Here is a 26,988-nt window from a genome sequence, read left to right as displayed (position 1 = left end):
TCAACTGACATCTCTCTAATTATGAGCAGTTTATGAATTAAGGTCAACGATAACGACTTGATTTTTGCCCCTGCGCTTGGCGGTATACAATGCTTCGTCCGCTGTCTCCACCACTTGCTTTTTGTTCATGTCTCCCTTGAAGCTTGTCCCCCCAATAGATACACTGATGTGAAGCGTTTCTTTGCCTGCTCTAATCGTTAGCCTTCGAATTCGGTTAAGCAATGTCTCCGCAATAATAGACAGATCGGACGCATTGCGTTCAGGCAAGAGGATGGCAAATTCATCCCCTCCCAAACGGGCGCAAATACCACATTCTTTTGTTACTTCAAGCATTAGAAATGATAATTCTCTTAAGGCATGATCTCCGATCGAATGACCAAAGGTATCATTAATTTCTTTGAAATGATCAATATCAACTAAAAGAATCGACATAAGTCGCTTACGACGCTTGGCGCGGAGCATCTCTTTCTTCAGCTTTTGGTCAAAAAATCTCCGATTGTATAACGATGTTAAGGGATCTGTCACGGCATACATTTTCAGTTTATTTTCCAATAGCTTCTTCTCGGTAATGTCGACATGCCAAATAACGGCGCCTTTCATTCCCTGATCGTTCGTATACAATGGAGCAACTTGCATATAAAACCATCTTTGCGTGTCGGGAGTATGACAGGGGTATTCATTAGCAAAGTAATCGCTTTCCCTCGATAAAACCGAGGAGATTCCCGTATGAATCTCCTCTTCCTCTTTGCAAACCTCCAAATAGTTTGCGCCTATTCCACAACTTTCCAAATCTCCGCCATTGTTCAGAGCAGCGTTTATCCACGCTTGATTCACAAATATAATTTTTCCAGATGGGTCTATTAAACATAGCTGATCACGAAGGGAATCCAAAATGGCTCTACTGATTCCATTTTCCATAATGACATCCTCTCATACATACAAAACGAGATTCTTCTTGTTATAACTGACATATTTCGACACAACTTACGATTTACCTTCTACAGCAACCATTAACCGTCAAAACTCCTTATTGTTCCGGTTTCTTTATGTTACAATTGTCTTATTCTTTCATATAAAATGGCGAATATTGGGGTGTTACGATGAAATGTCAAAGCTGTGACAAAGTCTTGCCTATTCAAGATAAAGGAATTATATGGATCATAACCCGCAGTCTGACTTCTCAACTGCAACTGAACAAGATTTTCATGCAAAATCAATGGCTTGCCGAAAGCTCAGATTCTCTCAAGCTTCCGTTACATTATACATCCAGAGAGCAGCTGCTCGAATATTTGCATTTATTGATCGAACAATTGAGTTCGGAAGTTCAAACAGAAATACAGATTGAATTCGAAGATGAAAGCGACTCCGTTCATCCATCATCGCGTTTTCAACTGGCGACAATTGCCTCCCGCGTGAAACATTACGATCTAGTTCGTATTATTTCCGATAATCAATTCGCAAGTCATATGCAACCGATCGTTGATATCAACAACATGCAAATTGTAGCGTATGAGTTTTTATTGCGCCCTGCTGAGGGGCACCCCCCTTTTAAGCCCTATCAATTGTTTGAGGTTGCCCAACAATGCGGCCTTCATTCTTTTCTTGATCGATCAGCCAGAATTTCGGCGATTGAAACCAGTGCCTTAGTACTCAAGAAGGGAATTAAACGATTTATCAACTTTTTACCATCATCGATCTATAACCCCAACCATTGCTTAAGTCATACGTTTCATGCCATTGACCGTTTTCAGCTGGATCCTAGCGATTTTGTATTCGAGGTTGTGGAAACTGAAAAAATATCTGATATCGCGCATTTAAAAAACATATTTAAGGTGTACCAGGAACACGGCATTCAAGTAGCTCTCGATGATGTAGGAGCAGGCTATTCCACTTTGGAGGTATTGGCAGAGCTAAAGCCTGATTACGTGAAGATAGACCGTGATTTAGTCAGCTATTGTGATCAAGATAATAATAAACAAAAACTGATTAGTGACATTATTACTTGCGCGCAATCGTTCGGAGCGACGGTGTTAGCCGAAGGAATGGAACGTCCTGAGGAGCTTGCTTATTGCAAGTCCCGACAAGTTTCACTTGCTCAGGGTTATTTATTAGGAAAGCCTTCCTCGTCTCCTCTGGCTGATAGGTAGCGTTTTGACGTCATTGTTTGTTTTATCATCATATAAGGATATAAAGCTACAACATCACGGAGGATGGCATACATGAAAATTCGCAACAAGCTTCTTATCGGGTTCGGTTTGATTTTTGCAGTAATGATGACTGTATTTGTGATTCAATATGTAAATACCAACAAAGGGCTCGATAATGTAGAACAAGTCGAATCGAGAAAGCTTCAATCCGCTTTATTAGCCAGCGATATGAAGCTGGCCGTCGTTCAGGTTCAGCAGTTTCTGACAGACGTTGGCGCTACTCTCGACAACGCAGCTCTTGCTGAAGCAGAGCAACACGCGAATCGTTTTGAGACGGACCTCAATCAATTTGAGGCAATCAACCCGGCTGATCAAGAGCATCTGGAAGAGATTCGACAATCTTTCCGCGCTTATTATGACATGGGCAAAAAAATGGCCGACGATTACTTAACCGGCGGAACGGCAGCAGGCAACAAGACCATGAGGGAATTCGATAAAACGGCCGTAGATATTAACACGAAAGTCGATGCGCTTCGCCAGTCACAAATCGAGGAAATCACTCAAGCTGTTACGGAGATCAAAACTTCTACTCGCAGCATGATCGTGTCGCAGCTATGGTCAATCGGTGTAATTGTTATATTAGGTTTGGCGATTGTCTATGGACTTGTTCGCGCGATATTAGTTCCTATCCGCAAGTTGGTTAACGTCAGCCGTATGATCGCCGCAGGAGATCTAAGCCGACCTGTTACTTCTTCAGGCAACGATGAGTTTGGCTTATTGTCCGAAGCGTTCGAACAAATGAGGAGCAAGTTGGCCTCGCTAATTGGCAATGTACAGAACGCTTCGCTAACAGTGGCTACCTCGGCAGAGCAATTGTCCAGCGCAGCGGACGAAAATACGAGTTCTACCAATCTCGTCGCAAGCACGATTCAGCAAATATCGAATGGGGCGGAGCAGCAGTCACAAAGCACAACTGAAACAGCCCGCGCTATGGAAGAGATGGCACAAGCAATTCAGCGTGTCGCAGAAACGACCGGGACAGTCGCTGAATTGTCCGTCGATGCGGAGAGGCAGGCGAAGCAAGGGTTCGAGAGAATCGATCGAGCCATTGCACAGATGCGCACGATTGGCGATACTGCCAGCCGCTCGAAAGAGACGATTGAAGAACTCAACGAGCATTCTACCCAAATATCCGAGATTGTAACAACGATAGCCGACATTACGCAGCAAACGAATCTGCTTGCATTAAACGCTAGTATTGAAGCGGCACGTGCGGGAGAGAACGGGAAAGGGTTCGCGGTTGTCGCACAGGAAATCCGCAAACTGGCGGATCAAACCAAATCCGCTTCAGAACAGGTGGCGGAAATATTAACCCAAATTCAGCGCGGCAGCAAACTCGCCGTATCCGTGATGGATGAAGGCACGAAGGAAGTAGAGAACGGCATGCAAGTGATGGAACAAGCCGGTCTATCCTTTGAAGAGATCCTGAAGGCAAATGTGAAAATTGCCCATCAGCTTCAAGAAGTGTCCGCCTCGACGGAGGAGATGTCGGCCGGCTCTCAGCAGATTGCGGCATCTGTGGGAGAGTTGTCGGTTATCGCTGAGCGTTCCTTCGGACAATCCAGGCAAGTAGCCGACGTTATGCAAAACCAGCTTGCTTCAATGAAGGAGATTGCCGCCTCTAGTCGCTCGCTAAGTGAATTGGCGGAGCAGTTGGAGCAGATGGCGCTTCGTTTTGAAGTGTGAGAAGCTTCTTCCCGAGAGAAAGAAACGAACCCGAGCTTATCTGCTTCATTCAGGAGATAGCCCATCAGATGAATGTGTCCTTGGCAGCGTAAAGGTATACTCCCATCGCATCTATGATCATCTTCATGTCTCCAATCGCATGCAAGCAAGGAGAGCCTCCCCGCTCAGGGCGACTCTCCTCTTTCCCATTCTATAGTGTCTGGCTCTTACTTCATTCCGCTACTCTGCGATAGTTGTTTTCCTCCGAATTATCAATCCTCGACCCGCATCATGATCGACCATTTGATACGGGTCCAATACGCTGCAATATCTGTCTCTCCACATAAATTCCGCCGCTTGCTCTCTTACGCTTGCTCCTTCTCCTTGTTTTGTAAATAGACGTTAACGCCAATCCTGGGTGAGTCATTGAGGGTTGATTTTTTATTTTTGACCTGATATACTTTATCAGGTAATTGGTATCGATAATCATTATCAGTTAAAGGGAGAGGGTACGAGAAATGAAACGGTTGAAATTAACTATTTTTATGGCAATTTTAGTGTTGGTGTTGGCAGCTTGCAATAATTCAGGCAATATAGCTGGCAATAATGGGAATGAAGGGGAAGCTGATGAACCAACTCCACCTGCAACGGTTGAAGTTACTGATGCGCATGGAACGGTTGTTGTTCCTGTAAATCCCAAAAATATAGTTGCCTTGGACAATAGAACGTTTGAAACTTTAGCTAGCTGGGGAGTTAAGGTAGCTGCTGTTCCAAAGACTGTAATGACTTCGGATTCAACCTATGTAACTGACGAATCCGTTCAAAATATCGGGAATCATGCTGAACCGAATCTTGAAATTATAGCAGCTGTAAACCCTGAACTTGTCATTGTTGGTCAAAGGTTCACTAATTATTATGAAGACATCAAGAAGCTGGTACCAAATGCAGCCGTTATTGATCTTAATGTTGACGTATCTAAGGAAGCTGCTTCTCCTGGAGAAAATTTGGTCAATGGACTTAAAGAAACGACCATAACTTTGGGACAGATTTTTGATAAAAACGTAGAAGCCAAACAATTGGTGGCTGACTTTGATCAAGCGATCGAAAAAGCCAAGTCTGCATACAATGGCACGGATAAAGTGATGAGTGTTATCGTTTCCGGTGGAAATATCGGCTTCTCAGCTCCTCACACTGGACGTGTTTGGGGACCATTGTATGATATTTTCGGATGGACTCCGTCATTAGGTGTTGACGATTCTTCTACTCATGATCAAGGCGATGAAATTTCTGTGGAAGCTATTGCACAAAGTAATCCTGACTGGATTTTCGTACTGGACCGTGACGCACCTATATCCGGCATCACTGAAAAAGTCCCTGCTCAGGATGTTATCGATAACGCCCCTGCTCTACAGAACATAACGGCTGTTACAAAAGGACAGATTGTTTATGCACCTGCCGACACGTACTTAAATGAATCGATTCAAACTTTTTTAGAATTATTTGAAAGCATTGCTACATCCTTAGCGAAGTAGAGTAAAGGAGTACAACATAGTGCCCAAAAATGCAACCGCTGGAGTTGAGAACAATTCTCAACTCCAGCTCTATAAGAAAAATAAATTATGGACAAAACCTTTTATACTAGTCATTATAGTCGTTAGTATTTTAGGAATAATTTCGCTGTTTACTGGAGTTTATGACATATGGGGACAAGAAGATGGACGGGATATGTTTTTTATCACTCGTGTTCCAAGAACCGTTGCACTCATGCTTACTGGAGCTGCCATGGCCATGTCAGGACTCGTCATGCAGCTTATTACACAGAATCGTTTAGTAGAACCTACTACAACAGGAACAATGGAATGGGCAGGCTTGGGACTTCTTGCTGTTTATTTATTATTTCCTGCACCTTCTTTAGTTCTAAGAATGACTGGTGCTATCCTTTTTTCTTTTATAGGAACGATGGTATTCTTTTTATTTTTAAGAAAAGTAAAACTCCGGTCGTCTTTAATTGTTCCGATCATTGGGCTGATGCTTGGAGCAGTCATTTCTGCCGTTTCCACCTTTATGGGACTCTTTTTTCAAATGACGCAAATTATTGAAGGTTGGTTCGTGGGATCTTTTTCCGCTGTTCAAGTAGGAAGATACGAATATTTATGGATCATTATTATAGTGACTATTTTAATTTTTATGTATGCAAGTAGACTGACTTTAGCCGGACTAGGAGAAGATGTTGCGACGAATCTGGGCGTTAATTACAACAGGCTCATTCTGTTAGCTAATGGTCTTATTGCTGTTGCCGTTGGAATTGTTGCAGCTGTTATTGGGAACTTGCCTTTTCTAGGTTTAATTGTCCCCAATATTGTTTCCATGTTTAGAGGTGATGATCTTAGAAGCAATTTGCCTTGGGTATGTGTAATCGGCATGGGGACGATCACTCTATGTGACATCATTTCCCGAACCATTATTATGCCTTTTGAAGTGCCTGTCTCTTTAATACTTGGAACAGTGGGAGCAGTCGTTTTCATTCTAATTTTATTGAGACAAAGAAAATCAAGGAGGCTGCGATGAACGCATTGGATTATACACATAATAATGTCGCAATCGGTAGTAGCCTTCATAATCAAAATAGATCAGCTAGAGCTTTTCGTTCAAAGAAAGAGGAAACGCGTTATTGGATTTTGCTAAGCCTATTCATCGTTTTAGGCCTCCTTTCTTCTTACGGACTTTTAGTTTACAACAATCCGATTCCAGTAGATTCACCATCTTTTATCCCAGTTGTTACAAGACGTTTGGAAGCTATTGTTGCTATGATTATTGCGGCAATATGTCACAGTTTGTCGACCGTTGCTTTTCAATCGATTACGAATAATAGGATTATAACGCCTTCTCTTTTAGGTTTTGAATCCCTGTACTCCACCATTCATACCAGTACATTGTTTTTCTTTGGCGCTAGTGCATTGATCAGTTTTAGCGGTATTGGTTCTTATCTTTTTCAAGTGATCATCATGGTTTTAATGAGTTTGATCTTATACGGATGGTTGCTGTCTGGAAAGTATGGAAATCTACAACTTATGCTTTTGGTTGGCATTATCATTGGAACAGGGCTGAATTCCGTCTCCACTTTTATGAGAAGACTTCTTGCGCCATCTGAGTTTGATCTTTTGCAGGCAAGATTGTTTGGTTCTGTCAACAATGCGGATTCCGATTATTTTCCCATCGTCATTCCAATGGTCATCATTATAGGTTTATTGCTTTTGGTTAACTCTAAGAAATTGAATGTAGTGTCACTTGGCAAAGATGTCGCTACTTCATTTGGCGTTAAATATCAACCTAGTATCATTTATACGCTTATATTAGTAGCTGTTTTAATGGCCATTTCAACGTCGTTAATTGGACCGCTTACTTTCTACGGGTTTTTAATTGCAACTTTGAGTTATCAAGCGGCGCCGACTTACGATCACAGATATATTTTCCCGATGGCTCTTGCAATAGGCTTCTGTATACTAACGAGTGCGTACTTTTTAATGTATCACGTATTTCATTCTCAAGCTGTAGTATCCGTTATTATCGAACTGTTTGGTGGAATCATATTTTTAATTGTGATTTTAAGGAAGAGGTCGCTATGATAAAAATTAATAATGCCAGAAAGTTGTATACGGACGAGGTGAAAATAGGTCCTTTGGATATTGAAATTCCAAAAGCTGGTTTCACTTCTTTAATTGGACCCAATGGCGCTGGAAAATCCACGACACTTTTGATGATTGGCAGACTTCTGAATATGGATGAAGGTCACATTCGTGTGGCCAATATGGATGTTTCTTCATCTAAATCAGAAGATTTAGCGAAAATATTGACTATTTTGCGACAAGAAAATCATTTTGTAACGAGGCTTACGGTCAGACAACTAGCTGGATTTGGACGTTTTCCTTATTCAAAGGGGAGATTAACGAAAGAAGATGAAGCTATTATTTCTAAATATATCGATTTTCTAGATTTGACTGATCTGGAAAATAGGTATTTGGATGAGCTTTCAGGCGGACAACGACAAAGGGCGTATGTGGCAATGGTTTTGTGCCAAGAGACTGAGTATGTACTTTTGGATGAGCCACTAAACAATCTTGATATTGCTCGTTCTGTCCAAATGATGGAATATTTAAGGCATGTGGCTACTGACTTTGGAAGAACTATACTGACAGTTATGCATGATATCAATTTTGCAGCCAAATATTCGGATCGAATTTGTGCGATGAAGAATGGACAGATTGCCGCTTTTGGAACAGTAGAAGAGATTATGAACCCACAAGTTTTAACAGATATTTTCGAAACCAAAATAGAAATTATGGATGGTCCTTATGGGCCAATCGCGATTTATTAGCTTCATATACAATGAATCCGGAGGAGATTGAATCATGCAAATTTATTGGATTAAAATAAAAAGAATTATTGAAGAAACACCTGAAATTAAAACATATTTGCTGGACTGTCCGCAAAATTTCACATGGGAAGAAGGCTCTCATACTCATTTCGCATTGGAGGGTTTTAATGCCGGAGATCAACCAAATCGCAGCCTCATTCGCCATATGTCCATTTCCACTTTACCACATGAGGACGCGATTGGAATTACCACACGTATTAAAGAACAATGCTCTGAGTTCAAAACCATTTTGAGAAATCTTAAAATAGGCAGGGAAGTTGCCATATTTAAAACGCATTCTAATGTACCGCTGAAAAGAGCAGGGAAAAATGTTTACTTGTTGTCATCGGGTGTTGGCCTGGCAACTTTTAGACCTCTTGCACTTGATTACTTTAAACGTACTGACAGCGTCAATCAAATGCATTCCTTAAACATCGATTCATCAAAACACTTCTTGTTTACCGATCTTTTCAAAACCACACCTGATAAAAACTTTACAGCTCAGTTTGTTGATAATCGTACGGAATACTATGAAGAAGTGAAGAATCTTGCTGAGGACAAGGATGGGCTGTTCTATGTTGTCGGTAGTGATGAATTCCTCGTACAAAACATTAAAGTATTGCGTGAGCAAGGCATCAAGGTGGAACAGATTATGCTTGATAAGCATGAACATCAACTATCTGAGTTTTTATCATCTAATATGTAAAATTAATCGACAACTTGCCGCATACGAAACAAGATATTCCATTCGTGACAAAAGGGCACAGCTCCAAGACATAGTAGGGGGCTGTACCCTGTCTGCGAGCTATTGATTCAGCTTCTAAGACGAGATTACATGACTTTCGAATTACCCGCTCGCTTAGCACCTTACATAGTTTCGCTTGAAACCGAGCTGGCCGCGATCCAATGCCTTTTGAATATTTTCGGTTGCGTTCAGGAGCTTGCTTTTTTTCTTATCCTTCTGAACTTCTACCGGACCGACTTCCTGTGCCGTCTCGACTGCCCGTTCGTGAAGAGGCGTGTAGGATGTGGCCACCGTGTATATAAAGTTGTTCATCGCGTATTTCGTTCGTTCGGGAGAGTCGTGAATCGTATTTTCCACGCCTTTAAGCATATCGGCCAGTTTACTTTCGGAAAACTCGCTGTCCGGGCGACTGCCCAGCAACCAGCAATAACAGCTCCAGCCCGCCGACATTCTCAGTTCTTCTCCGCTGGCTATCCACTTATCTGCAACTTCCTGGGCAATATCTGTCTCAGCCAATGTTACAGCAACAACATAATCGGACAGCATATAGAAATATGCCCCATCCATCCAGCGCTCGAAGTCCGCTTCAGTCATGACCCCAGGATCTGCGATAACCCCCGCAAAGTACATGGCATCATAGTTCCCTGTGTTATAAAGCTGGTCGGCTAACGGTTGATTCCTCTTGATGATCTTGGACATTGGCTTCATGGCGCCTGTAGCTACGCCAAAAAGCGGTTCGTGCGCGCCATTGGACATGTATATTTTCTTGGTTCGTTCCTTGCCGAGCGCTTCAAGCTCTTGCATAACGGCTTCCAGATTCAATGACTCCACTTCCTTCTGTAAGGGAGATGCACAACCTATTTTGCCTTCATTGCGGCATATTCCGTTTTCGCCGCATCAAGCATGCATTGCCAATTCGTAAAATCCGTCTCTCTGTCTAAATGGCGGTCGAACAGTTCTTCCGGGATGTTTTTGACATCCTCGTAAGACTTTACTTGAAAGTTTCCCTTCTCTAAAAATTCCGCAAAATTCGTAGAGCGGGAATGCTTGACCATAAACTCATCCGTAAATAATCGGTCCAAAGGAATAACATTCGGATCTTCCTCGACTTTGTTATGACCTTGTAAATCCTTCAACAATTCGTCAAACGACATGGATTTATGCTTTCTCAAATAACCACTCCTATATTTTAATATGAAAATTAATACTCATAAAAAATTTAAAAGAAAAGTATAACATACAAATTACAAATTTGAAAACAACCATTCTTCGGCTTGCGCCCCAATGCCGATCCACTGAGCCGGATTCTATGCTGCTTGCACAAGCTTCGGTCAGGACGGGACGGCCCCCTTGATTCTAAACCTTTACATGTAACTGTATCCATTCCATAATAAGCTTCGCAATGTCGGATTTGTTCGTATCTTGCATCATAAGATGGGTATTCCCTTTATAGCCGAGATCAGTCAGAGTCATCACTTCTCCATATCCGCCAAGCTCGTTCAACACTTTCGCGGTTTCTATGCAAGACTCATACCGCCCCGTTTGACCTCTGCTTTCTATATAATCGCCATATACGGCAAGATAAGGGACATCGACAAAATGCTGCTCCAGATCGGTCTTGTCGGTCGGCGAGCCAACCGGCTCGATAACAATTAAAGCCTTTACGAGCTCTGGACGCTGCCTTACGGTGTTCGCAGCGAAGAAGGCTGGGTAAGTTTTTGGTTCGTTCTTCCCTGTCCGCCTCATTAATTAGAAATTAGCCTCCCGGACCGGCAACGACTCTGCCGTCTCGACCGCCCAGCAGCCAGCAATAACAGCCGCTATGAATTTTTGATTAATTCGTCGCAAAAAGCCGCTACGTCGCTTCCAGTCACTTCAAGCACGCCTTTCCCCATACTCGCGCCCTCTTCAAAAAGCTCGACAATTCCTTCCAGTAACCCCACATCCTCGACTATCTCAACAGGGCCGACCTTAAAGAGATATTTTTGGATCTCCTTGTAAACCAACTGATAATCCTGCGGCAGCGCTTTGACACGCGCCACTAATGTTCGCCACTTTTTTTTGCCTTCGATGATATCTCGTATGCTCATAGTACCCTCCTATTTGCCTATTTTTTTGGCAATATTATGGTTCAGTTGCTCACGCCATTTGTCGCGAACCGACTTTGCTCCTTCTGCTCCGACCAGCGCCGAACAGAAGCCATTAATATCGTCACCCAACACTTCTTTGACGTTCTGACCGTCCGCCGCCGATTGTTCCAACAGGCCAAGCACACCGTCCAAAATCGGCATGAGATTCCGACCGGTGAAATCGGAGTACTGCCAAACATTAGTGCCTATTTCTTTCCATGCCGCTTGATAATCGGCCGGCAGCTTTTGGGCGCGCGATTCAAAAGCTTTAACTTCTTTCGTCATGTCGTTGCCTGTGATCTTTTCCCAAAAGTTCATTTGCTTCGCTCCTTTAACTCGTTCATTTTTGTCGATATGAACTCCCATTTTTCCCAGAACCTCTGCAGCTCCTCACGTCCCGCGTCGTTGAGTGTAAAAAACTTTCGCGGCGGCCCCATGTCGGAAGGCTTCTTGGTCGTCTCCACCAGCTTGTTTTTTTCAAGCCGTACCAGAATCGTGTAGACCGTTCCATCTACTACATCTGTGAAGCCGAGAGCGTTCAACTGTCGCGTAATTTCATAGCCGTAGGTTTCTTTGCGACTTATCATTTCTAGCACACAGCCCTCAAGCACGCCTTTGAGCATTTCCGTTAAGTTTTCCAGCACAATCACCCTTCTCTATTCTGTAAGACCAGTAACAAGTATTACTTATTACTGCTATAAAGTATCACGTAGTAGTTGATTTGTCAATTGCTGTGAGTTGAAGCTGTGATAGAGAATGATTAGTTAGTCGACCGTTTTTTTCAATCGTCATTCTCCATGTTATCCCCTTATATGACATGGATAAGCGGATGAATCAAAGTATACAATGCAATTATGATTGCTATGCGATTGCAACAGGCATGGCGCTTCACCCATTGAAAGAAGTTCAATACCCAGAGAAAGGGGGTACACAATAAATAAAGCAGGATGAGGTTAATGAAAGTGTATATTGAAAGCGGTATCAAATAATCTTTATATTCCTTACATTGGAGGGGCAAGATGTTTAAAAAAATTAGCATTCTATTTGTATGTGCTCTGTTGACGGTATCGATGAACACTAACACAGGTATGTCTGGCAAAGTAAAAGCGCAACCAACTCCTTCAAGCGCGCTTATGGCGATTGCAGACAATTATGTAGACGGTATTATGCCGGATCGAAACTTTGGCTTATCCGGCACTGCGATTATTAGAGATGCGGGAGGCAGTGAATCGGACAAATACGCTTTTTTCAAGTTTGATGTCAGCCAACTCGATCCCAACAATATCGACAATGTCGTACTCAAGCTATATGTCTCGGATATTACGCCGAATGAGCCTCCGCTGGCTGTAAGTGTGTATGCGGTAAGTGATGACTCTTGGTCAGAGACAGGACTGAACTGGAATAATAAGCCTGTGCTCGGTGACAAGATTTCCAGCGCGAGCGTTGATACTGTTAACCAGTGGATCAGCTTTAACGTCAGCGAATTCGTAAAGAATGAAATAAATGGGGATGGGACAGTCACGTTAGCTGTAAGGGATGATACTTCTGCTAACAAAGCAGTGAGATTCCATACCCGCAATAACAATAGTAATCAACCTGTGCTGGAGTTTTTAGAAATCCCCCCTTCTATTGCTGCCAGTACACCAGCAAATCATTCGGAATATGTGACGGTGGAACTTCCGGAAATTACGGTCGTTTTTGACAGTGTGATGGATCAAAGCACGTTGAACTCTTCCACGATTAACCTCATCAATATGAGTACAGGAGAAGAAGTCTCTTATCATGAGTTTTCAAGCACTCCTACAAGTTTTACGATGAGCGTTCCCGAAAAGCTATCTTATTCGACATCATACATGGTTAACGTGAATGCAGAGGTAACAAATATGCGAGGAGTTCCTCTTCCGCAGCCTGCTTCCATTACATTCCGGACCATACCGGAAACAAATGATGCACTAACGACAACCCGTTACACGCCATGGCTTGTGCAGCTTCACATGACTCCGCCGGCCGCGATCGAGTCAGGGGTTAAAGGTGGCGAAGGCGCGCAACAAGTATGGGCAATGGATGTTGATGCGAACGATGAGCAGCATCTTATGATCAGTTCGGATACAACCGGCGTATGGGCAAGTAAAGACGGCGGACTTTCGTATCAAATGAGCAATAATGGCCTCAAATTGCCAGGAACAGTGGATCTCGCGATTTCACCGGATAATGGAGACTTGGCGTTCGTGGCTGCTACAGCGGGAAAACCAGTCGATCTGAAATTCCCGAGTGTATATCAAGGAATATGGAAAACGACGGATAGAGGAGCCTCCTGGCAACATGTGCTGGAATTGCCTTATCACCGCTACAGAAGCGGTAACCTCATTCAATTCGGTGGAATGGTTAACGGGACTAGAGAGATATTTGTCGCCTCGCACGGGGGAGGACTATTCAGATCGTTGGATGATGGGGACACCTGGACTTACGTCGGCCTGTCTGGATTGCGAATCGGAGACTTGCATGTCGATGCTGCGATAGGAAGAATTATTGCCGCAACGGAAGAAAATGGCGTTATGGTTAGCAATGATCATGGGGAGACATGGGAGTCGTTCAATCACAATCTTCCAACTCATACGATAAACGGGGAAAGCTTCTATCAGGCGTATGGCATTGCCGTGAATCCGTTGAATGCGAGCAATTGGGTATTAGCTGCTGGCGACGAGGCCTACATCAGTTATAACTCAGGAGTGGAGTGGCAGAAGCTGCCACGGCCTTCTGGTGTGCCGGACGGGAAGCAATTTATTAAGGTGCTGTTTGGCCCTTCTCCAGTTACAGGGAATCATCCGCGATTATTTCTCGTCATGGATAAGGTAGCTTATAACGTTAGGTACAGCGATGATCTAGGGCAAACCTGGAATAAACTTGTTTTGGACAATTCCGTTGGTTTTACAAAAGAAATTACAGGTTATTCTGCCGAAGGAATCGTTGTTCACCCAACGGATCCCAATCTCGTATGGACTTCACTGAATATGGTCATGTTTAAATCCACTGACGGAGGAACATCTTTTCATTATGCGAATTCCGGTTATTCGGGATTCCGGGCAAGCGACTTTTTATTCGATCCAGCGGATAGCCAGAACATATATATAGCAGTCATTGACAGAGGAATCGCTGCATCGGTGAATCCGGGCAAGCAGGATGTATTTCCGATGTTTGAAGATATCATCGATCCGAAAGTGATGAGATTTGGCGGGGCTACCACAGTTCACAGCATCACTCGAGACCCGGAGAATCCGGGGCATTTATGGATAAACATTGGCGATTGGAACGCCAATACCATTCTTGCGGAAAGCTGGGACTATGGAAAGACATTTCAACATATTCCCGGAACCGAAGGAGCGTCAACGAAGCTGATTCAATATCATCCTCAGCAACCGGACATCATCTATGCAGGTTCTCGTTACAGCTCAGATGGCGGGGCAACGTGGACTCAGCGAACCAAGAGCGTAGTGGCGGTGTCCCCATTCAATGGAGACTATGTATGGGCCATAGATCGGGGGACAGATGCCATTACCCAAAAAATGACGTATCAATTGTATCACTCCACTGATGGAGGAATCACCTGGACCTTAACTGCACCTGATATCATGGGCATGTCCAATTCGACTCCGATCCGCAAGGTAGTGCCGGATGAAAATCCTGAATACCCTAATCGATTTTGGGTAGCAAGTGATGACGGAATATACCGATTTGATGGATCATCCTATTCCTATATCGGGGAGGAAAACGGTCTTCAGCGCAACGTTGACGGGGGATTACAAATATTTGATATTGCTCAAAACCCTAATCGCTTGAACCATTATGTAGCAGGTGGTTACAACATTAAAAGAGGGGTCGGGGCAGGCTTGTTTCAAAGCTTTGATGGAGGAGTGACATGGAGCTCCGTTCCCGGCCTCCCTTCTGGCGCAGCGGATATATGGAAACTGGCATTCCATCCGACCTTGCCTCACGTGTATATTGGAACCTCTGCCGGAACATGGGTGTACCAGTATGAGAATCTGAATGTAGAAGCGGCATGGGAGTACTATATGTCCTCGGGAGATGTTGTTGACCCGCTGGCGGTTCAACTTGATAACACTTTAAATCAAGCGCAGCATCACCTTCAAAAAGGCTCCAGTTCACAAGCGATTTCCTTCATGACGAAATTTATAAACCATGTGGAAAATGTGGCCATGCACAATCATATCACTAACGAAGCGAAAGACGCTCTAGTAGCCAGTGCCAAATTTCAAATCGTGCAGTGGTCCCTGGGATAACTGAAAGGATGATAGAATAAAGGAGGCGTAAACGCCTCCTTTACTCTATTTCACAGCATAACATACTTAATTCATAAACTCCGCAAATCTCAACATCCTTAGCAGCATAGTAGCTGCCTGCGCTCTGCTGGCTTCACCGGCCGGATCGAAGCTTCCATCTCCCATGCCCGTCACAAGACCTATTTGGAGTGCTCCAGCAACCGAAGATGCCGCCCATGAGCTAATCTCTGATCCATCTTTGAACTGTGACAGAGAGTGTGGATCTGCGCTTGGCGCAGGTTGGCCTGCGAATGCAAGCGCTCTGGTGATCATCGTCGCCATCTGCTCTCGACTAATGGATGCGTCCGGCCGAAATGTGCCATCCTTATAGCCATTGATTAAGCCAGAGGAAACCGCGGCTCCGATAACGCCTGTATACCACTCATTTGAACCAACATCAGCGAAGGTTGTTTGTTTTATCTCTTCCTGTAATCCCAGAGATCGGACCAGTAGCGCCGCGAATTCAGCGCGAGTAATTTCACCATCGGGGTTGAATTGTGTCTGTGATACCCCGCTAACAATTCCTTTGGACGCTAGCCATTCTATGGCTTGTCGTCCCCAATGTCCATTCAGATCCCCGAAGGACTTCCGTGAAGACACTACAACATAAACGCCATTCGCATTGTGCTGCATTGCAATCGTTGTTCTCCCATTCTCAACCGTGAACAAGGCTGGAACGAATGCGAATGTCCCCGTTGCAGGATTGTACATGAACACGGTCGCAAGAGAAGCGTCTAATGCATGGTCGACGACAAATGTTCTCGTCATATACGTGTCTCCGAAATGATTGAGCTCGCTTCGCTCCCCCATGGTATCGATATAGATGCCGAATGGTACAACGGGGCTAATCAGCGTTAATCCTTCCTCATCAGCTTTACGGTCTATCTCTTCCAGCATCGCTTGATCAACAGGTTTCCTTTGAAATACAATGCTTGCGTCACTAGGCACAGCATCACCAGCACCAACGAAAGACGCAAGCGCAATCGGCAAGTCTACTGAAAAGCCCGGCGTTTTGATCGTGATAATCCCATCAGGCTGATCCAACTGTTTGCTGGCTAGCGCATGCCAAGGAAGGATGATGTCATCCAGCATGGCTTCATCCGACAGCTCTATTACGAGATGAGTTGACTTGCATTTCTCCAAGGCTTGCTTCAATCGGTCAGCATTAATGATACGATCATCGCTAACGGTACATTGTCCCGCTTGCGATTGCTCCGGAGCGTTGCCCACAGGAGGAATAACGGGAGCAGGATGAACGATCACTTGGAAGGAAGCGTTCGCCACATCGGTACCTTTTCCAGCTGCGATATTGTATGGTCCCGCTGTCGCGTCAGTCGGCAACGTGAAGGCAATATGGAACTTCCCTTCCCGTGCGTCTGCCATTTCGAACAATAATACCGTCTGGTCTGGCTGTATCACTTTAATAATAACTTCATCATACGAAGTACTGCCGCTTATTTCGACCGTGTCGCCCCTTTGCTTATTCGGAACAGGATCCAGTGTAACATGCTGTGAATCAGCTCCCGCCACACTTGGCAGAAGTAGCAGCATAGCGGCAATGAACAAAATAGGCAAGCGAAGCTTCATTATGCCATCACTCCTTCTTCCTTACTCTTATTCCAGCGTACTGGGATCGGCCAGATGATAACCTACATCGGTCAAGCTGCCGTTATAGCTATCCACCACATAGACCTTCACCTTATAGTCGGCACCTGCTACATTAAAGTGTGCCGTTATCTGCTCTTCCGCTTCGATAGACTTCTCTACAGCAATGATCCCTGCCGGTGTGGTTCCTTTGAGCAGTTGGAACAATACGACTGCAGCTTCTGTATCCTCGCTCGCTGCTCCGCTTCTCTGAATCGTTACCTTCGCTTTCACTCCGCCTTGTCTGGTCAATTGCCCGTCGCTAATCTCGTAGACCCCATCGCCAGTATGAGGATTGGTAGTCCGAAGCGTGATATCTGTTGCCTTCACAAGCGTATAGGTACCCCAAGGCAATTCACCGACCGTTCCGGATGTTGCTTCTATTACTTTCACTGCTGACTTCGAGCCGCTAGTGATCGAGATGGTATACGTTCCTTGCGGGACATCAAAGGAATACGTGAGACGATCGTCCAGCACGTTGTTATAGGCATCCAACACATCGACGATTCCTTTGCGGCCCAGAGCTGTATCTGTCGCTGCTTCCCCATAGGTTGTGGTATAGACGACGCTATGATCCGCATTCGCAATGACCACTGTTGTGCCGGCCTTGTCTGCGCCGTCCAGTATGATTTCGCCGAACAAATGAATAGCGCCCATTCTTTTTCCTAACTGGAAAGCTGCAATTGCTTCATGAAGCTCCGACAGCGCCGCTGCTATTTGCTCGCTCGTAGCCTCGTTATCTTCCGCTACGAAGGTTGCCTTCCGAATCGCTTGTCTCAGAGGCTCCTTCGAGCCCGGTTTATACTGCCCGTCCTCATTGCCTTCTTCCGCTTCTTCATGAAGCATGAATGCTTCTTCCATACTGTTCGTCAACGCTTCTCTTGGCACCAAGTAAGTGATGAACAGCACTTTTCGCGTTTCTTTGCCCTGCGACTCGGCTTCTACAATGACACGATTAATTCCAGGCATAAGTGGGTGTGGAATGGCGAATTGTCCCCATTCATCTGCTCTTCCAACAGCTGTTTTATTGATCTTAACGGTCGCTCGAGGCTCTGTTATCCCTTGTATGACATACGTACTGTCAGCAACAGTGACATCCCCGGTTGCAGGCTGAGCCAGCGATAAGACAGGACCCTGCAGCCTCTCTATGAGGATGTCGTCAAGTACGATTCCTGTCGCTCCCGATGGTCCATCGAAGCCCATCACTCTGGCCATTGTAGGCACAATATCAATATTGGAAATCTGCTGATTATACACGATGCCCTTCCTAACCGCTTGACCTGAGATCATCGTGAAAATACGTTGTGAGGAATCATCAAGTGAATCATGCTGACCTCTTGCGATACGAATACGATCGGGATCCCCTGTTTTAAAGTTATATGGAGGTTTGGGCGAGATTAATAAATCCGCGAAATGGGATGGCGCGCCTCGTTTTATCAATTCATCATGCGATAAGTGGGCGCCATAAAATTCGGTTGCCATCACATGTTCAACAATCTGATCCCTAACCGCCTCTTCCAATGGAATTAAAAACTTCACTTGCGCTTGCAGCCCGGCAGACGTAATGACGATCTCTGTATCGGGCTGAGCGCCTCTGCCTTCCTGGTAGACCGTCTCAACCTTAAACGCTTCACCACGGTAGGATTGTCCTACATTAGCGATCGTCCTCTCCAGTTCGGGCAGACTGCTTGTCGCAGTTGGGCTCGTCGCAGCACTAGCAGCGTCATCGGCCCCAAGAAGACTCATGCCATGATCTGTTGTCAGGAATATGGTCGTTTTCTCATAGATTCCTCTATCTTTCAATGCCTGCACTAATCGTCCCAGCTCACGATCCATATGAATGACGGTGTTAGCGACACTCAGCAACAATTGCTCCCGTGATTCCGATACAACGGATACATCTCGGATATCCTTTTCATTATGGCCTACTCCATCGATTTCATCGCCGTAAATGCTGAGAAATCTCGGAACCTCGGGGAAGGTGATTGTCTTCCCTCCCGTTTGAACTGGCTCGCCTTGGATGACCTTGATCATTTCATCGACACGCTGTGTGAAGCCTCCCAGGCCGCCGGCTGCAATATAGGGCTGCGCTTCATTGCCTTCGAATAATCCGCGGTTCTCAAAATACCATGCATTGACGCCTGCCATGCTGATGTTGCGTATAGCAGCCGCTTCAGCGATGTTCTCCAATACGTTTTCTCTTCCATATTGAATGACTTGATTGAGATCGCTATCATAATAGCGGTAACTATTCCCTGTATCGACAGGCCACGCGCCTGATGCGACTGCCTGCATCATAGATCCCGTAATCGATGGAATCCCTGTGCGAGCATTGGTGAAGAGCACCCCGTTCTGCAGCAACGCATTTATGTGCGGAGTCCCTTCATATCCGGGTGAATTAGCGAGCTCATACCAATCATAAGCGAAGCCGTCCCAGTTCACATATAACACATAGCCGTCCTCGACTTCGAGCGTTAACAAGCTCTTGCCTTCAGCTTGCGCCGGCACAGCAATGCCCATGACATCTGCAATCGTTGGCGCCAAATCTACAATGCTCGTTTCCGTTGTCACTCGACCTGCTTTATTCATCGCTTCCATTCTCGGTCCTGCGACCACACCGAATACATGTCTCGCCGAATCCTCGAACGCATCCGGTCTGCTCACCCCTACGCTAGCCGGGCAGAAGCTAAAGCCGCTCTTCGGAATAATGATTAGATCCGCGAACATGGGATGAACGCCCAGCGCATCCAAGTCGCTTCTCACAAGCACATCCTCGACATAGCTTTCATTTCTGATTAATGCAATCAGCTCATCTACTGCATTGGGATCCAGCGTGTTGTAGCGAACCTGCAAATATTTGGCCTCATAGTTTTTAATGAGGACGAGTTCATGATCTCCAGCTGCATTGCCAGAGCTTACTTCTTTAAATGTAAAGCCGCCTGCCGTCAGCGCTTGATGAATATCGGCGATTTTCTTACTCTCTGTCACCGCATCTCCGCTATGCGAGCTTAGAACATAAGTCGTATTCTCAGCATCGCCATGAAGAGTAACCGCTTCCATTACAGCGCCTAATCCAGCATCTAATTGCTGCAAGATGGCAAGCAGCTCATCTACATAAGCTGCGCGATCCGCGATAGCCCCACTCCGTTTATGCATGTACAGATCATTCGCATAAATGTTCAAATAGTCGGGCTGACCAACCGTAGCAAGCTGCTGTACAGCCAATGTCGAGCTATCCGCGAACTTCTTCGTGCTGGACAGGTAGGTATACGTACTCGCTTCCTCTGTGCTTACAGCGCTTTCATCAATGACAAGCGCCGTCTTGTGATTTTGCATCGCTTGTGTGATCGTCTGAGCAAGGTTGACCTTGCTATCCAAGCCGACGACCGCATTGCCATCGAAGTGCTTATACGTATTGCCTGTCGTTCTAGGATACGCGCCTGTTAAGGCGGAATATTTAGCAGCCTCTACGCTAGGCACAGTCGTTGCATGATTCGTCAGTCTCATTCCCGAGTTTACCAGCAGGTCCAGATTCGGTGTCGCAACACCTTTCTCTTTGGCTGAATCGTATAATCCATTGTAGAAGCCATCCCATGTAATATGGACAACCTTCGAGGGGGAACCTAGCCCTTCCGCTTTGACCGAACCTTTGCCTGCTTCTCCGAAAGGTACGGCGACACTTCCTACTACTAGTGACAAAACAATACATAATGCGAACAACGGTCTCCGAACAATATTCATCGATTCAAATCTCCCTTCATACCTTTATTAACTTCCTTTATTAGATCGTAGGCAGACCTCTAAATTTCACTGGCAATGCCGCTTTATGCAGATGCGAGGTGGCTCCCAGCTCGATGCAGCGCGGAACCGCCCACTGCTCCGTCCGCTGGTCCATAAGCACCGTGGTAACTGAGCTTGGAGCTAGCCAGAAAGAGGACCATGCGATCGAGATCGGAATTTGCAGCAAGTGGGCAAGCCAAGTCACGCCTAGTCCTCCATGACAGAACACGGCGATTTTATCCTTGTTCGGTCTCAGGCAACGATAGCGCCCTCCCTCCCTCTTGTAGCCGTGCTTCTCCAGCAATTGATCTGAGCCTTGCTTGATTTGCGCGATCTTCTCCATCAACGGTTCATTCTGATGAAAATATTTGTTCTCGAACCAATTGTCATGGGTTGGGAAGGGCTCCTGATTCACTATAAATTCCCCTGGCACATTGAATGGCGCAACCGTCCCGATTCCTTCAATATCCTGGTACATGCCTGTAATTTCTTCAGTCCAATCCAAGAACTCATACTCTTTATGTAATCGCTGTGTCGTATATTCCATCGTATGAACCGCACGTCCCAATGGAGAGGTATAGATATGGTCCAGCCCTTGCTCCTCTAGCATATCCGCCAAAGCCGCCGCTTCCAGATGGCCTTCCGGAGTAATCGTCCCCTGCTCATAATCCGGATCGGCGTGACGAATCATATACAATAACATGTTCTTAATCTCCTCCAGCGTAGTTGTTTATTAGGTTGATTGCATTTCATCTTTCACCGTCATATATATCGTTCTTCGACTTGTTCTTCCGCCATAAGCAGCTTCTATTAACACCCTGTTTACTCCAGCTGCACAGTTGATGGTATAGGCGAATGAACCGCTCTCATCCACATCACCCTTGTGCTCCCCATTAATTGTAATGGTGGCGCCTGATGACGCTTTCCCCGACACCGTCGCCACAGTTGTGTATATCGTGTCTTCTGTTGTTGTGATTGTCAGCTGCGGACCTTGCATATGGTTTTGCAATCCATCATCCAACGCCGTGCCTGTTGCATGTTGAGGACCTTCGAACCCAAGCAGCCTGGCCAGTGTCGGAGCTATATCTATGATGGATATAGGTTTGTCGCAGACGACGCCTTTGGCGATATTCGCACCTGACAGCATTGTAAAGATATGTTTGACCTGAGGATCCAGAGATGCGTGATTTCCGCCAACGGCATAGCAGCCATGGGGATCCGGGATGAAGTGATAAGGCGGACAGGAGGAGATGACCAAGTCTGCATAAGTAGACGGCAATCCCGCCTTCATGAGCTGGTCACTCGTCAGATGTGTGCCATAATACCATTTGCTTTTTATCTGCTCAATGATATCCGGAATAGCAGGATGGCAAGCAGGATGGAGAAAGGTTATCTGCGCCTGCAGCATGATCGGAACAATGACAATGTCCGTATCACTCTTAGCCTGCATTCCCCCTGCAGGAAGAATCTCGATCGCAAACTTTCTTCCGATGTGCCGCAGTCCAACGTTGGCTATACATGCTGTCATATCATATAAGCTGGTCAATGCGCCTGGCTCGGCTTCATGATGCTGCTCTTTGGAATGCGCTCCATAATGAATCATGCCATGATCTGTCGTTAGAACAATACTACTGTGCTCATACCTGCCTGTTCTTCTCAAAGCAGCCACCAAGCGACCCAAATCCTGATCCATACGCATAATCGTTTGCGCGATGTTGTCATACCATTCCTGAATATTCCCCGCCACCTTCAGTCCGTCGTAAGTGACTCTGCCATTATGAGCAACCGTATCGATATCGTCCGCATATATAGATAGAAATTGGGGAATGTCATCGAAAATGATGTGCTTGTCTCCCATACGAACGGGCTCTCCATGAATGACTTTTATTAATTCATCCACACGTTGACCGAAATTGCTGGGCATACTTTCCGTCCTTAGATACGGCTGTTGTTCATTCCCTTCAAACAAGCCCCTGTTTTCGAAATACCATGCGTTTACTCCAGCCACACGAACCTTATGTCTCACTGCGGCTTCCACAATATTTTCCAATTTATTTTCCCTGGCAAATTGCATGACTACATTATTCTCAGCATGATAGTAGCGATAGCAATTGCCCGTGTCCACAGGCCAAGCGCCAGATGCCAAGCATTGCTGCATCGCTCCGGTTATTGCAGGAACCCCTGTACTAGCATTGGTGAAAAGCACTCCGTCCTGCAAAAGCGCATTGATGTGGGGCGTGCCTCCATAAGAGGTGTTGACAAGTCTGTACCATTCATAGGCAAATCCATCCCAATTCACATAGAGGACAAGCCTTGAGCCAGGCTGTGCAAATGGTTGTCTGGACATCTGTTCTCTCCTTTTCGCCTATCCTGCATGTCCGGAACTTATAGGCAAGTGCAGCCTTTATCGCCAATGGGTAAGGGCTGCACCTGCCTGCATGATGTTTAGTTAATGCTCTGATACCATTCGTTCGCTTCCTTCTCCAGCTGTGAACCGCCCGCTTTTTTCCATTTCTCAACAAACTCATCAAAATAATCGACAGGCTTATCGCCAGAAATAATATGAATAAATGCTTCTTCCTCAATTTTCTTTAATTCTTCTTTATATTTACCGTCTGAAGGCAATGGTGATAGCAATGCGTTGGAAATACCGCCAACATCAAAATGATTGTCACGTGCCCAATCAATTCTTGGCTGCGCGCGCTTAATGGTCCAGATTCGCGCTTCCAGTCCGCTTACCAGACCCATCTGTGCAACAGTTTTGGAATCATTGCCATTAATAAATCCTGGGAAACCGTTATTCGGATCGTAGTCCCAATGCTTTCCTTTGATTCCGAAAATACTAGTAATATAATCCTCGTAATCTTCACTTTGTGCGTTTAATATTTGCAGAATTTTCGCCAGTTTATCCGGCTCATTCTCCAGATGCTTGCCAAAGCCAATAAAATTGCCATTCACTTCATTAGGCGCCGGAACACCCATCGCACCATTTTCACCTTTTGGCGGAACGCCATGAATGAGCGTTTCCAACGCTTGCGGATTTACCTTCTGCAATTCAAGATAAACCTCCGACTTGGAGTCTCCTTCATAGGTCAGCGGCTTCCAATGATAATAATCGCCAAGGCTAGTGAATCCAATTCTATTGTTCATAAATGCGTGGGAGAAGGCATAATACCCGCCCTGATTTTCTCCCGTAATAAACTCTGGATCAAGCACACCGTCTTTATACCATTTGCTTAATGTTGCGAGCGCCTCTTTCATTTCAGGCTGTACAGAACCATAGACCAGGTTGCCGTCCTTCTCTTGCCAGATGAGAGGCAAGTAACCGAATGCGCCATACACCGCCTGCATGCCGGTTTGCGACAAACCGTACGTGTCCTTTTTGCCCGATTGATTGGGATCTTCATTCGCAAATTTATACATCGCTTCTTCGAACTCGGCGAACGTCTCTGGAGCTTTGTCAATGCCTACGTTCGTTAGCCAATCGCCGCGCCATACCGTTGGTTTACGATAACGAACCTGGTTCGGAATTGGAATGCCATACACTTTCCCGTCAATCGTTCCGTATTTCAACGCATTCGGTATGGCCGCTTCTAGAAATTCCTCATAAATAAACGGAGCATACTCTTTCAGCATATCTACCGGAATTTCAGCGAGCAGATCCTGTTTCACATACTTTTGCAGCGTTTCAAATCCTTTCACATCCATATAATCCGGTATTTCGCGCGACGCAAATTTCAGGTTTAATATCTCATGCCACTTGCTTGATTCAATATTCCACGAATCGAACTCCACATTGAATTTCTCGCCAAAGTACTTGAGCAGCTCTCCGTCTTTATCCGGAGGAACGACATGGGAACGGGCAAATGAAATGTGATACTTTTTGTTGGGGTCCGGTTTCGTTTTATCCCCTTCTGCTGCATCCGTCGGCTTTGCTGTGGCAGCGTTATTAGCCGGCTCCGTGCTTGCCGGAGCATTGTTGCCGCCGTTGTTAGAGCCTGAGCAACCGGATAGCGCCATGGTGAATACGAAGATAATTGCCAGGGCTATCATCCATGATTTTCTTTTGTTTTTCATCAATCTACTAACCTCCCGTTTTTTTTATATAAGATAAACGTTATAGAAACGTTGATCTACACATTGGACGACGTTCCAGCGTCGATAGCTATAGACTGGACTGTGCTATTTAGCCTTTGAGTGAACCAATCATAATGCCTTTCACAAAATACTTCTGCACGAACGGGTACACGAGAATAATAGGCAGTGTCGCTACCATAATGGCCGTTGCCTTAATGGTCTCCGGATTCACCGCCAGATCTTCATCTCCGCCCATCTCCATCATTTCAACGGTCCCTTCCAGCACAATTCTTCGCAATACAACCTGCAGAACTTGAAGCTTGGAGTCGGTTATATAGATCATACTATCGAACCAGGCATTCCAATGATGAACCGCTGTCCATAAACTAAGTGTGGCAATAATGGGCATGGATATGGGAATGATGATGCTGAACAAAATTCGGATTTCATTCGCCCCATCAATTTTTGCTGATTCTTCCAGACTTTCAGGTATGGACATAAAGAAGTTGCGTGCGATAATCATTTGAAACGTCAGAATTAAGCCCGGCAATAGGAGAGCCCACATGGTGTTCATCAGCTGCAAGTTATTGACGAGAAAATAAGTGGGTATTAAACCGCCTGAGAAAAACATCGTGAAGACGATGAACGCTGTCCAAAAACCGCGATTAGGAAATGTTTTCTTGGCAAGCGGGTAGGCTGTGAAAATACTCGCCAGCACCGTTAGCAGCGTGCCGATTATTGTACGAGCCACTGTATTGAGAAAACCGTACGCAATAAACTCATTGCTGAGCACTTGCGCATAGTTGGACAGTGTAATTTTAGACGGAATAATGCTTATTTGCGTCAACGAGACCTCAACAGGGCTTAAGGAATGAGATAATAGAAACAGAAAAGGATAGACCATCGACAAGCATAGAATGGTTAAAAATATATAATTAATGCTATCGAACACGATATCCATTTTTGACGATTTGATTTTTGCATGCATGCAGGATGCCCGCCTTTCTCTAGAGTGGCCAATCTACCATAATCCATAATCATTCACTTTCTTGCTTACAGCGTTAGTGATGACAATAAGCGTAAATGCAATGACGTTCTTAAATAACCCCACGGCAGTTGCAAAGCTGTATTCCATCTCAATTAAGCCTCGTCGGTACGTATACGTGCTCAATACATCTCCAACGTTATACACTGCGGCGTTGTACATATTGAAAATTTGATCGAAATCATCATTTACGATTCGTCCAACTGCGAAAATAAACATAATGGTAATAACAGGAGCTAGTGATGGCAATGTAATATAGAAGATATTATGAAAACGATTCGCCCCATCAACAGTCGATGCTTCATAGATTTCTGGATTGATGCCGCTTAATGCCGCCAAATATATAATTGTGCCCCATCCAATCTCTTTCCATATATCCGTTGCGACTACAATGGAGCGAAACCAGTTGGAATCCGCCAAAAAATAAATGGGCTGCATCCCTAACGATTGCAAAATAATATTGATCGGCCCGATCGACGGAGATAGAAATTGAGTGAATAAACCGGCAATTACGACCCAGGACAAGAAATGCGGCATATAGCTGACTGTTTGCACAACTCTCTTAAAAAACATCACTCTCACTTCATTCAAAAGCAGCGATAACATAATCGGCGCAGGAAATCCAAACACAAGCTTATACGTACTGATAATCAGCGTATTGCGAAACACTTCCCAGAAGCTTCCTAATGAAAACAAATCTCGAAAGTGTGCAAAACCGACCCAATCGCTGCCCCAAATGCCGCGACTAAAGCTATAGTCTTTAAAAGCAATAAGTAAACCGTACATGGGAACATAATGAAACACAATGTAGTACATAATGGCGGGAACAAACAATAACACTAAATACTTCTGCTTGACATACTCGTGAAGAATCCCTTTCTTTCGATGGATGCTTTGTGCGCTTTTCCCTGTGGGTTGAACCATGATGTTCTCTCCCTTCCCTTC

The 26,988-nt window shown here is 45.2% G+C and carries 22 protein-coding genes; 8 read left to right on the top strand and 14 right to left on the bottom strand.

Going from position 1 to position 26,988, the window contains the following annotated elements:
- Positions 1-30 precede the first annotated feature (30 nt).
- On the bottom strand, positions 31-918 hold the full coding sequence (locus tag ACFQ2I_RS11510; protein ID WP_377564343.1) for a sensor domain-containing diguanylate cyclase: 888 nt from the start codon (positions 916-918) through the stop codon (positions 31-33).
- Between the two features lie 182 nt (positions 919-1,100).
- Here ACFQ2I_RS11510 and ACFQ2I_RS11505 point away from each other — a divergent pair, with 182 nt between their 5' ends.
- From ACFQ2I_RS11505 to ACFQ2I_RS11475, 7 genes are all read left to right on the top strand, one after another.
- Positions 1,101-2,147, top strand: coding sequence for an EAL domain-containing protein (locus ACFQ2I_RS11505; protein ID WP_377564342.1), 1,047 nt, complete (start codon positions 1,101-1,103; stop codon positions 2,145-2,147).
- Between the two features lie 72 nt (positions 2,148-2,219).
- Positions 2,220-3,893 carry a methyl-accepting chemotaxis protein gene (locus ACFQ2I_RS11500; protein WP_377564341.1) on the top strand — a complete coding sequence of 558 codons (1,674 nt, stop codon included), beginning with the start codon at positions 2,220-2,222 and terminating at the stop codon, positions 3,891-3,893.
- Between the two features lie 497 nt (positions 3,894-4,390).
- Positions 4,391-5,404 carry a siderophore ABC transporter substrate-binding protein gene (locus ACFQ2I_RS11495; protein ID WP_377564339.1) on the top strand — a complete coding sequence of 338 codons (1,014 nt, stop codon included), beginning with the start codon at positions 4,391-4,393 and terminating at the stop codon, positions 5,402-5,404.
- 19 nt (positions 5,405-5,423) lie between these two features.
- A complete protein-coding gene (locus ACFQ2I_RS11490; RefSeq protein WP_377564338.1) occupies positions 5,424-6,440 on the top strand; it encodes an ABC transporter permease in 1,017 nt (338 codons plus the stop codon).
- Complete coding sequence (locus tag ACFQ2I_RS11485) at positions 6,437-7,498, top strand: iron chelate uptake ABC transporter family permease subunit (RefSeq protein WP_377564337.1); 1,062 nt, start codon at positions 6,437-6,439, stop codon at positions 7,496-7,498. The genes ACFQ2I_RS11490 and ACFQ2I_RS11485 overlap by 4 nt, the downstream gene beginning before the upstream one ends.
- Positions 7,495-8,247 (top strand): iron ABC transporter ATP-binding protein, encoded by a 753-nt coding sequence (locus tag ACFQ2I_RS11480; protein ID WP_377564336.1) that lies wholly within the window; start codon positions 7,495-7,497, stop codon positions 8,245-8,247. Before ACFQ2I_RS11485 ends, ACFQ2I_RS11480 begins: the two co-directional genes overlap by 4 nt.
- Before the next feature lie 34 nt (positions 8,248-8,281).
- Complete coding sequence (locus tag ACFQ2I_RS11475) at positions 8,282-8,992, top strand: dihydropteridine reductase (RefSeq protein WP_377564335.1); 711 nt, start codon at positions 8,282-8,284, stop codon at positions 8,990-8,992.
- 153 nt (positions 8,993-9,145) lie between these two features.
- On the opposite strand, the gene ACFQ2I_RS11470 is transcribed toward ACFQ2I_RS11475, so the two are convergent.
- The 6 genes from ACFQ2I_RS11470 to ACFQ2I_RS11445 all read right to left on the bottom strand — a co-directional run bounded on the left by ACFQ2I_RS11470 (position 9,146) and on the right by ACFQ2I_RS11445 (position 11,783).
- Positions 9,146-9,853: a DNA alkylation repair protein gene (locus ACFQ2I_RS11470; RefSeq protein WP_377564334.1), complete on the bottom strand. Its 708-nt coding sequence runs from the start codon at positions 9,851-9,853 to the stop codon at positions 9,146-9,148.
- Positions 9,854-9,888: 35 nt separating this feature from the next.
- Positions 9,889-10,185, bottom strand: a complete 297-nt coding sequence (locus ACFQ2I_RS11465; RefSeq protein WP_377564491.1) for a hypothetical protein — start codon at positions 10,183-10,185, stop codon at positions 9,889-9,891.
- A gap of 202 nt (positions 10,186-10,387) precedes the next feature.
- Complete coding sequence (locus tag ACFQ2I_RS11460; protein WP_377564333.1) at positions 10,388-10,777, bottom strand: hypothetical protein; 390 nt, start codon at positions 10,775-10,777, stop codon at positions 10,388-10,390.
- A gap of 74 nt (positions 10,778-10,851) precedes the next feature.
- Complete coding sequence (locus ACFQ2I_RS11455; protein WP_377564332.1) at positions 10,852-11,121, bottom strand: DUF1048 domain-containing protein; 270 nt, start codon at positions 11,119-11,121, stop codon at positions 10,852-10,854.
- A 9-nt stretch (positions 11,122-11,130) separates the two neighbouring features.
- Positions 11,131-11,478, bottom strand: a complete 348-nt coding sequence (locus ACFQ2I_RS11450) for a DUF1048 domain-containing protein (protein ID WP_377564330.1) — start codon at positions 11,476-11,478, stop codon at positions 11,131-11,133.
- Positions 11,475-11,783: a PadR family transcriptional regulator gene (locus ACFQ2I_RS11445; protein WP_377564490.1), complete on the bottom strand. Its 309-nt coding sequence runs from the start codon at positions 11,781-11,783 to the stop codon at positions 11,475-11,477. The genes ACFQ2I_RS11450 and ACFQ2I_RS11445 overlap by 4 nt, the downstream gene beginning before the upstream one ends.
- A gap of 396 nt (positions 11,784-12,179) precedes the next feature.
- On the opposite strand from ACFQ2I_RS11445, the gene ACFQ2I_RS11440 reads away from it, so the two are divergent.
- Positions 12,180-15,458: a CBM96 family carbohydrate-binding protein gene (locus ACFQ2I_RS11440; RefSeq protein WP_377564329.1), complete on the top strand. Its 3,279-nt coding sequence runs from the start codon at positions 12,180-12,182 to the stop codon at positions 15,456-15,458.
- Between the two features lie 66 nt (positions 15,459-15,524).
- On the opposite strand, the gene ACFQ2I_RS11435 is transcribed toward ACFQ2I_RS11440, so the two are convergent.
- The 7 genes from ACFQ2I_RS11435 to ACFQ2I_RS11405 all read right to left on the bottom strand — a co-directional run bounded on the left by ACFQ2I_RS11435 (position 15,525) and on the right by ACFQ2I_RS11405 (position 26,967).
- Complete coding sequence (locus tag ACFQ2I_RS11435; RefSeq protein ID WP_377564327.1) at positions 15,525-17,084, bottom strand: S-layer homology domain-containing protein; 1,560 nt, start codon at positions 17,082-17,084, stop codon at positions 15,525-15,527.
- Between the two features lie 27 nt (positions 17,085-17,111).
- Positions 17,112-20,882, bottom strand: coding sequence for an alkaline phosphatase family protein (locus ACFQ2I_RS11430; RefSeq protein ID WP_377564325.1), 3,771 nt, complete (start codon positions 20,880-20,882; stop codon positions 17,112-17,114).
- A 40-nt stretch (positions 20,883-20,922) separates the two neighbouring features.
- Entirely contained in the window at positions 20,923-21,624 is a 702-nt protein-coding gene (locus tag ACFQ2I_RS11425) for a histidine phosphatase family protein (RefSeq protein ID WP_377564324.1), read from the bottom strand.
- 30 nt (positions 21,625-21,654) lie between these two features.
- Positions 21,655-23,268, bottom strand: a complete 1,614-nt coding sequence (locus ACFQ2I_RS11420) for an alkaline phosphatase family protein (RefSeq protein ID WP_377564322.1) — start codon at positions 23,266-23,268, stop codon at positions 21,655-21,657.
- 98 nt (positions 23,269-23,366) lie between these two features.
- A complete protein-coding gene (locus ACFQ2I_RS11415; RefSeq protein WP_377564320.1) occupies positions 23,367-24,998 on the bottom strand; it encodes an extracellular solute-binding protein in 1,632 nt (543 codons plus the stop codon).
- Positions 24,999-25,107: 109 nt separating this feature from the next.
- Positions 25,108-25,986 (bottom strand): carbohydrate ABC transporter permease, encoded by an 879-nt coding sequence (locus ACFQ2I_RS11410; RefSeq protein WP_377564319.1) that lies wholly within the window; start codon positions 25,984-25,986, stop codon positions 25,108-25,110.
- A 33-nt stretch (positions 25,987-26,019) separates the two neighbouring features.
- On the bottom strand, positions 26,020-26,967 hold the full coding sequence (locus ACFQ2I_RS11405; protein ID WP_377564318.1) for an ABC transporter permease: 948 nt from the start codon (positions 26,965-26,967) through the stop codon (positions 26,020-26,022).
- Positions 26,968-26,988: the final 21 nt, after the last annotated feature.

Origin of the sequence: Paenibacillus chungangensis (assembly GCF_042675905.1) — a bacterium.
Taxonomy (GTDB): domain Bacteria; phylum Bacillota; class Bacilli; order Paenibacillales; family Paenibacillaceae; genus Pristimantibacillus; species Pristimantibacillus chungangensis.
This window is presented reverse-complemented; position numbering and strand designations above follow the sequence as displayed.

What these genes read in the sequence shown, in the direction of transcription:
- ACFQ2I_RS11510 (WP_377564343.1), bottom strand. Translation starts at nt 918, where the DNA reads ATGGAAAATGGAATCAGTAGAGCCATTTTGGATTCCCTTCGTGATCAG.
- ACFQ2I_RS11505 (WP_377564342.1), top strand. Translation starts at nt 1,101, where the DNA reads ATGAAATGTCAAAGCTGTGACAAAGTCTTGCCTATTCAAGATAAAGGA.
- ACFQ2I_RS11500 (WP_377564341.1), top strand. Translation starts at nt 2,220, where the DNA reads ATGAAAATTCGCAACAAGCTTCTTATCGGGTTCGGTTTGATTTTTGCA.
- ACFQ2I_RS11495 (WP_377564339.1), top strand. Translation starts at nt 4,391, where the DNA reads ATGAAACGGTTGAAATTAACTATTTTTATGGCAATTTTAGTGTTGGTG.
- ACFQ2I_RS11485 (WP_377564337.1), top strand. Translation starts at nt 6,437, where the DNA reads ATGAACGCATTGGATTATACACATAATAATGTCGCAATCGGTAGTAGC.
- ACFQ2I_RS11480 (WP_377564336.1), top strand. Translation starts at nt 7,495, where the DNA reads ATGATAAAAATTAATAATGCCAGAAAGTTGTATACGGACGAGGTGAAA.
- ACFQ2I_RS11475 (WP_377564335.1), top strand. Translation starts at nt 8,282, where the DNA reads ATGCAAATTTATTGGATTAAAATAAAAAGAATTATTGAAGAAACACCT.
- ACFQ2I_RS11465 (WP_377564491.1), bottom strand. Translation starts at nt 10,185, where the DNA reads ATGTCGTTTGACGAATTGTTGAAGGATTTACAAGGTCATAACAAAGTC.
- ACFQ2I_RS11460 (WP_377564333.1), bottom strand. Translation starts at nt 10,777, where the DNA reads ATGAGGCGGACAGGGAAGAACGAACCAAAAACTTACCCAGCCTTCTTC.
- ACFQ2I_RS11455 (WP_377564332.1), bottom strand. Translation starts at nt 11,121, where the DNA reads ATGAGCATACGAGATATCATCGAAGGCAAAAAAAAGTGGCGAACATTA.
- ACFQ2I_RS11450 (WP_377564330.1), bottom strand. Translation starts at nt 11,478, where the DNA reads ATGAACTTTTGGGAAAAGATCACAGGCAACGACATGACGAAAGAAGTT.
- ACFQ2I_RS11445 (WP_377564490.1), bottom strand. Translation starts at nt 11,783, where the DNA reads ATGCTCAAAGGCGTGCTTGAGGGCTGTGTGCTAGAAATGATAAGTCGC.
- ACFQ2I_RS11440 (WP_377564329.1), top strand. Translation starts at nt 12,180, where the DNA reads ATGTTTAAAAAAATTAGCATTCTATTTGTATGTGCTCTGTTGACGGTA.
- ACFQ2I_RS11435 (WP_377564327.1), bottom strand. Translation starts at nt 17,084, where the DNA reads ATGAAGCTTCGCTTGCCTATTTTGTTCATTGCCGCTATGCTGCTACTT.
- ACFQ2I_RS11430 (WP_377564325.1), bottom strand. Translation starts at nt 20,882, where the DNA reads ATGAATATTGTTCGGAGACCGTTGTTCGCATTATGTATTGTTTTGTCA.
- ACFQ2I_RS11425 (WP_377564324.1), bottom strand. Translation starts at nt 21,624, where the DNA reads ATGTTATTGTATATGATTCGTCACGCCGATCCGGATTATGAGCAGGGG.
- ACFQ2I_RS11420 (WP_377564322.1), bottom strand. Translation starts at nt 23,268, where the DNA reads ATGTCCAGACAACCATTTGCACAGCCTGGCTCAAGGCTTGTCCTCTAT.
- ACFQ2I_RS11415 (WP_377564320.1), bottom strand. Translation starts at nt 24,998, where the DNA reads ATGAAAAACAAAAGAAAATCATGGATGATAGCCCTGGCAATTATCTTC.
- ACFQ2I_RS11410 (WP_377564319.1), bottom strand. Translation starts at nt 25,986, where the DNA reads ATGCATGCAAAAATCAAATCGTCAAAAATGGATATCGTGTTCGATAGC.
- ACFQ2I_RS11405 (WP_377564318.1), bottom strand. Translation starts at nt 26,967, where the DNA reads ATGGTTCAACCCACAGGGAAAAGCGCACAAAGCATCCATCGAAAGAAA.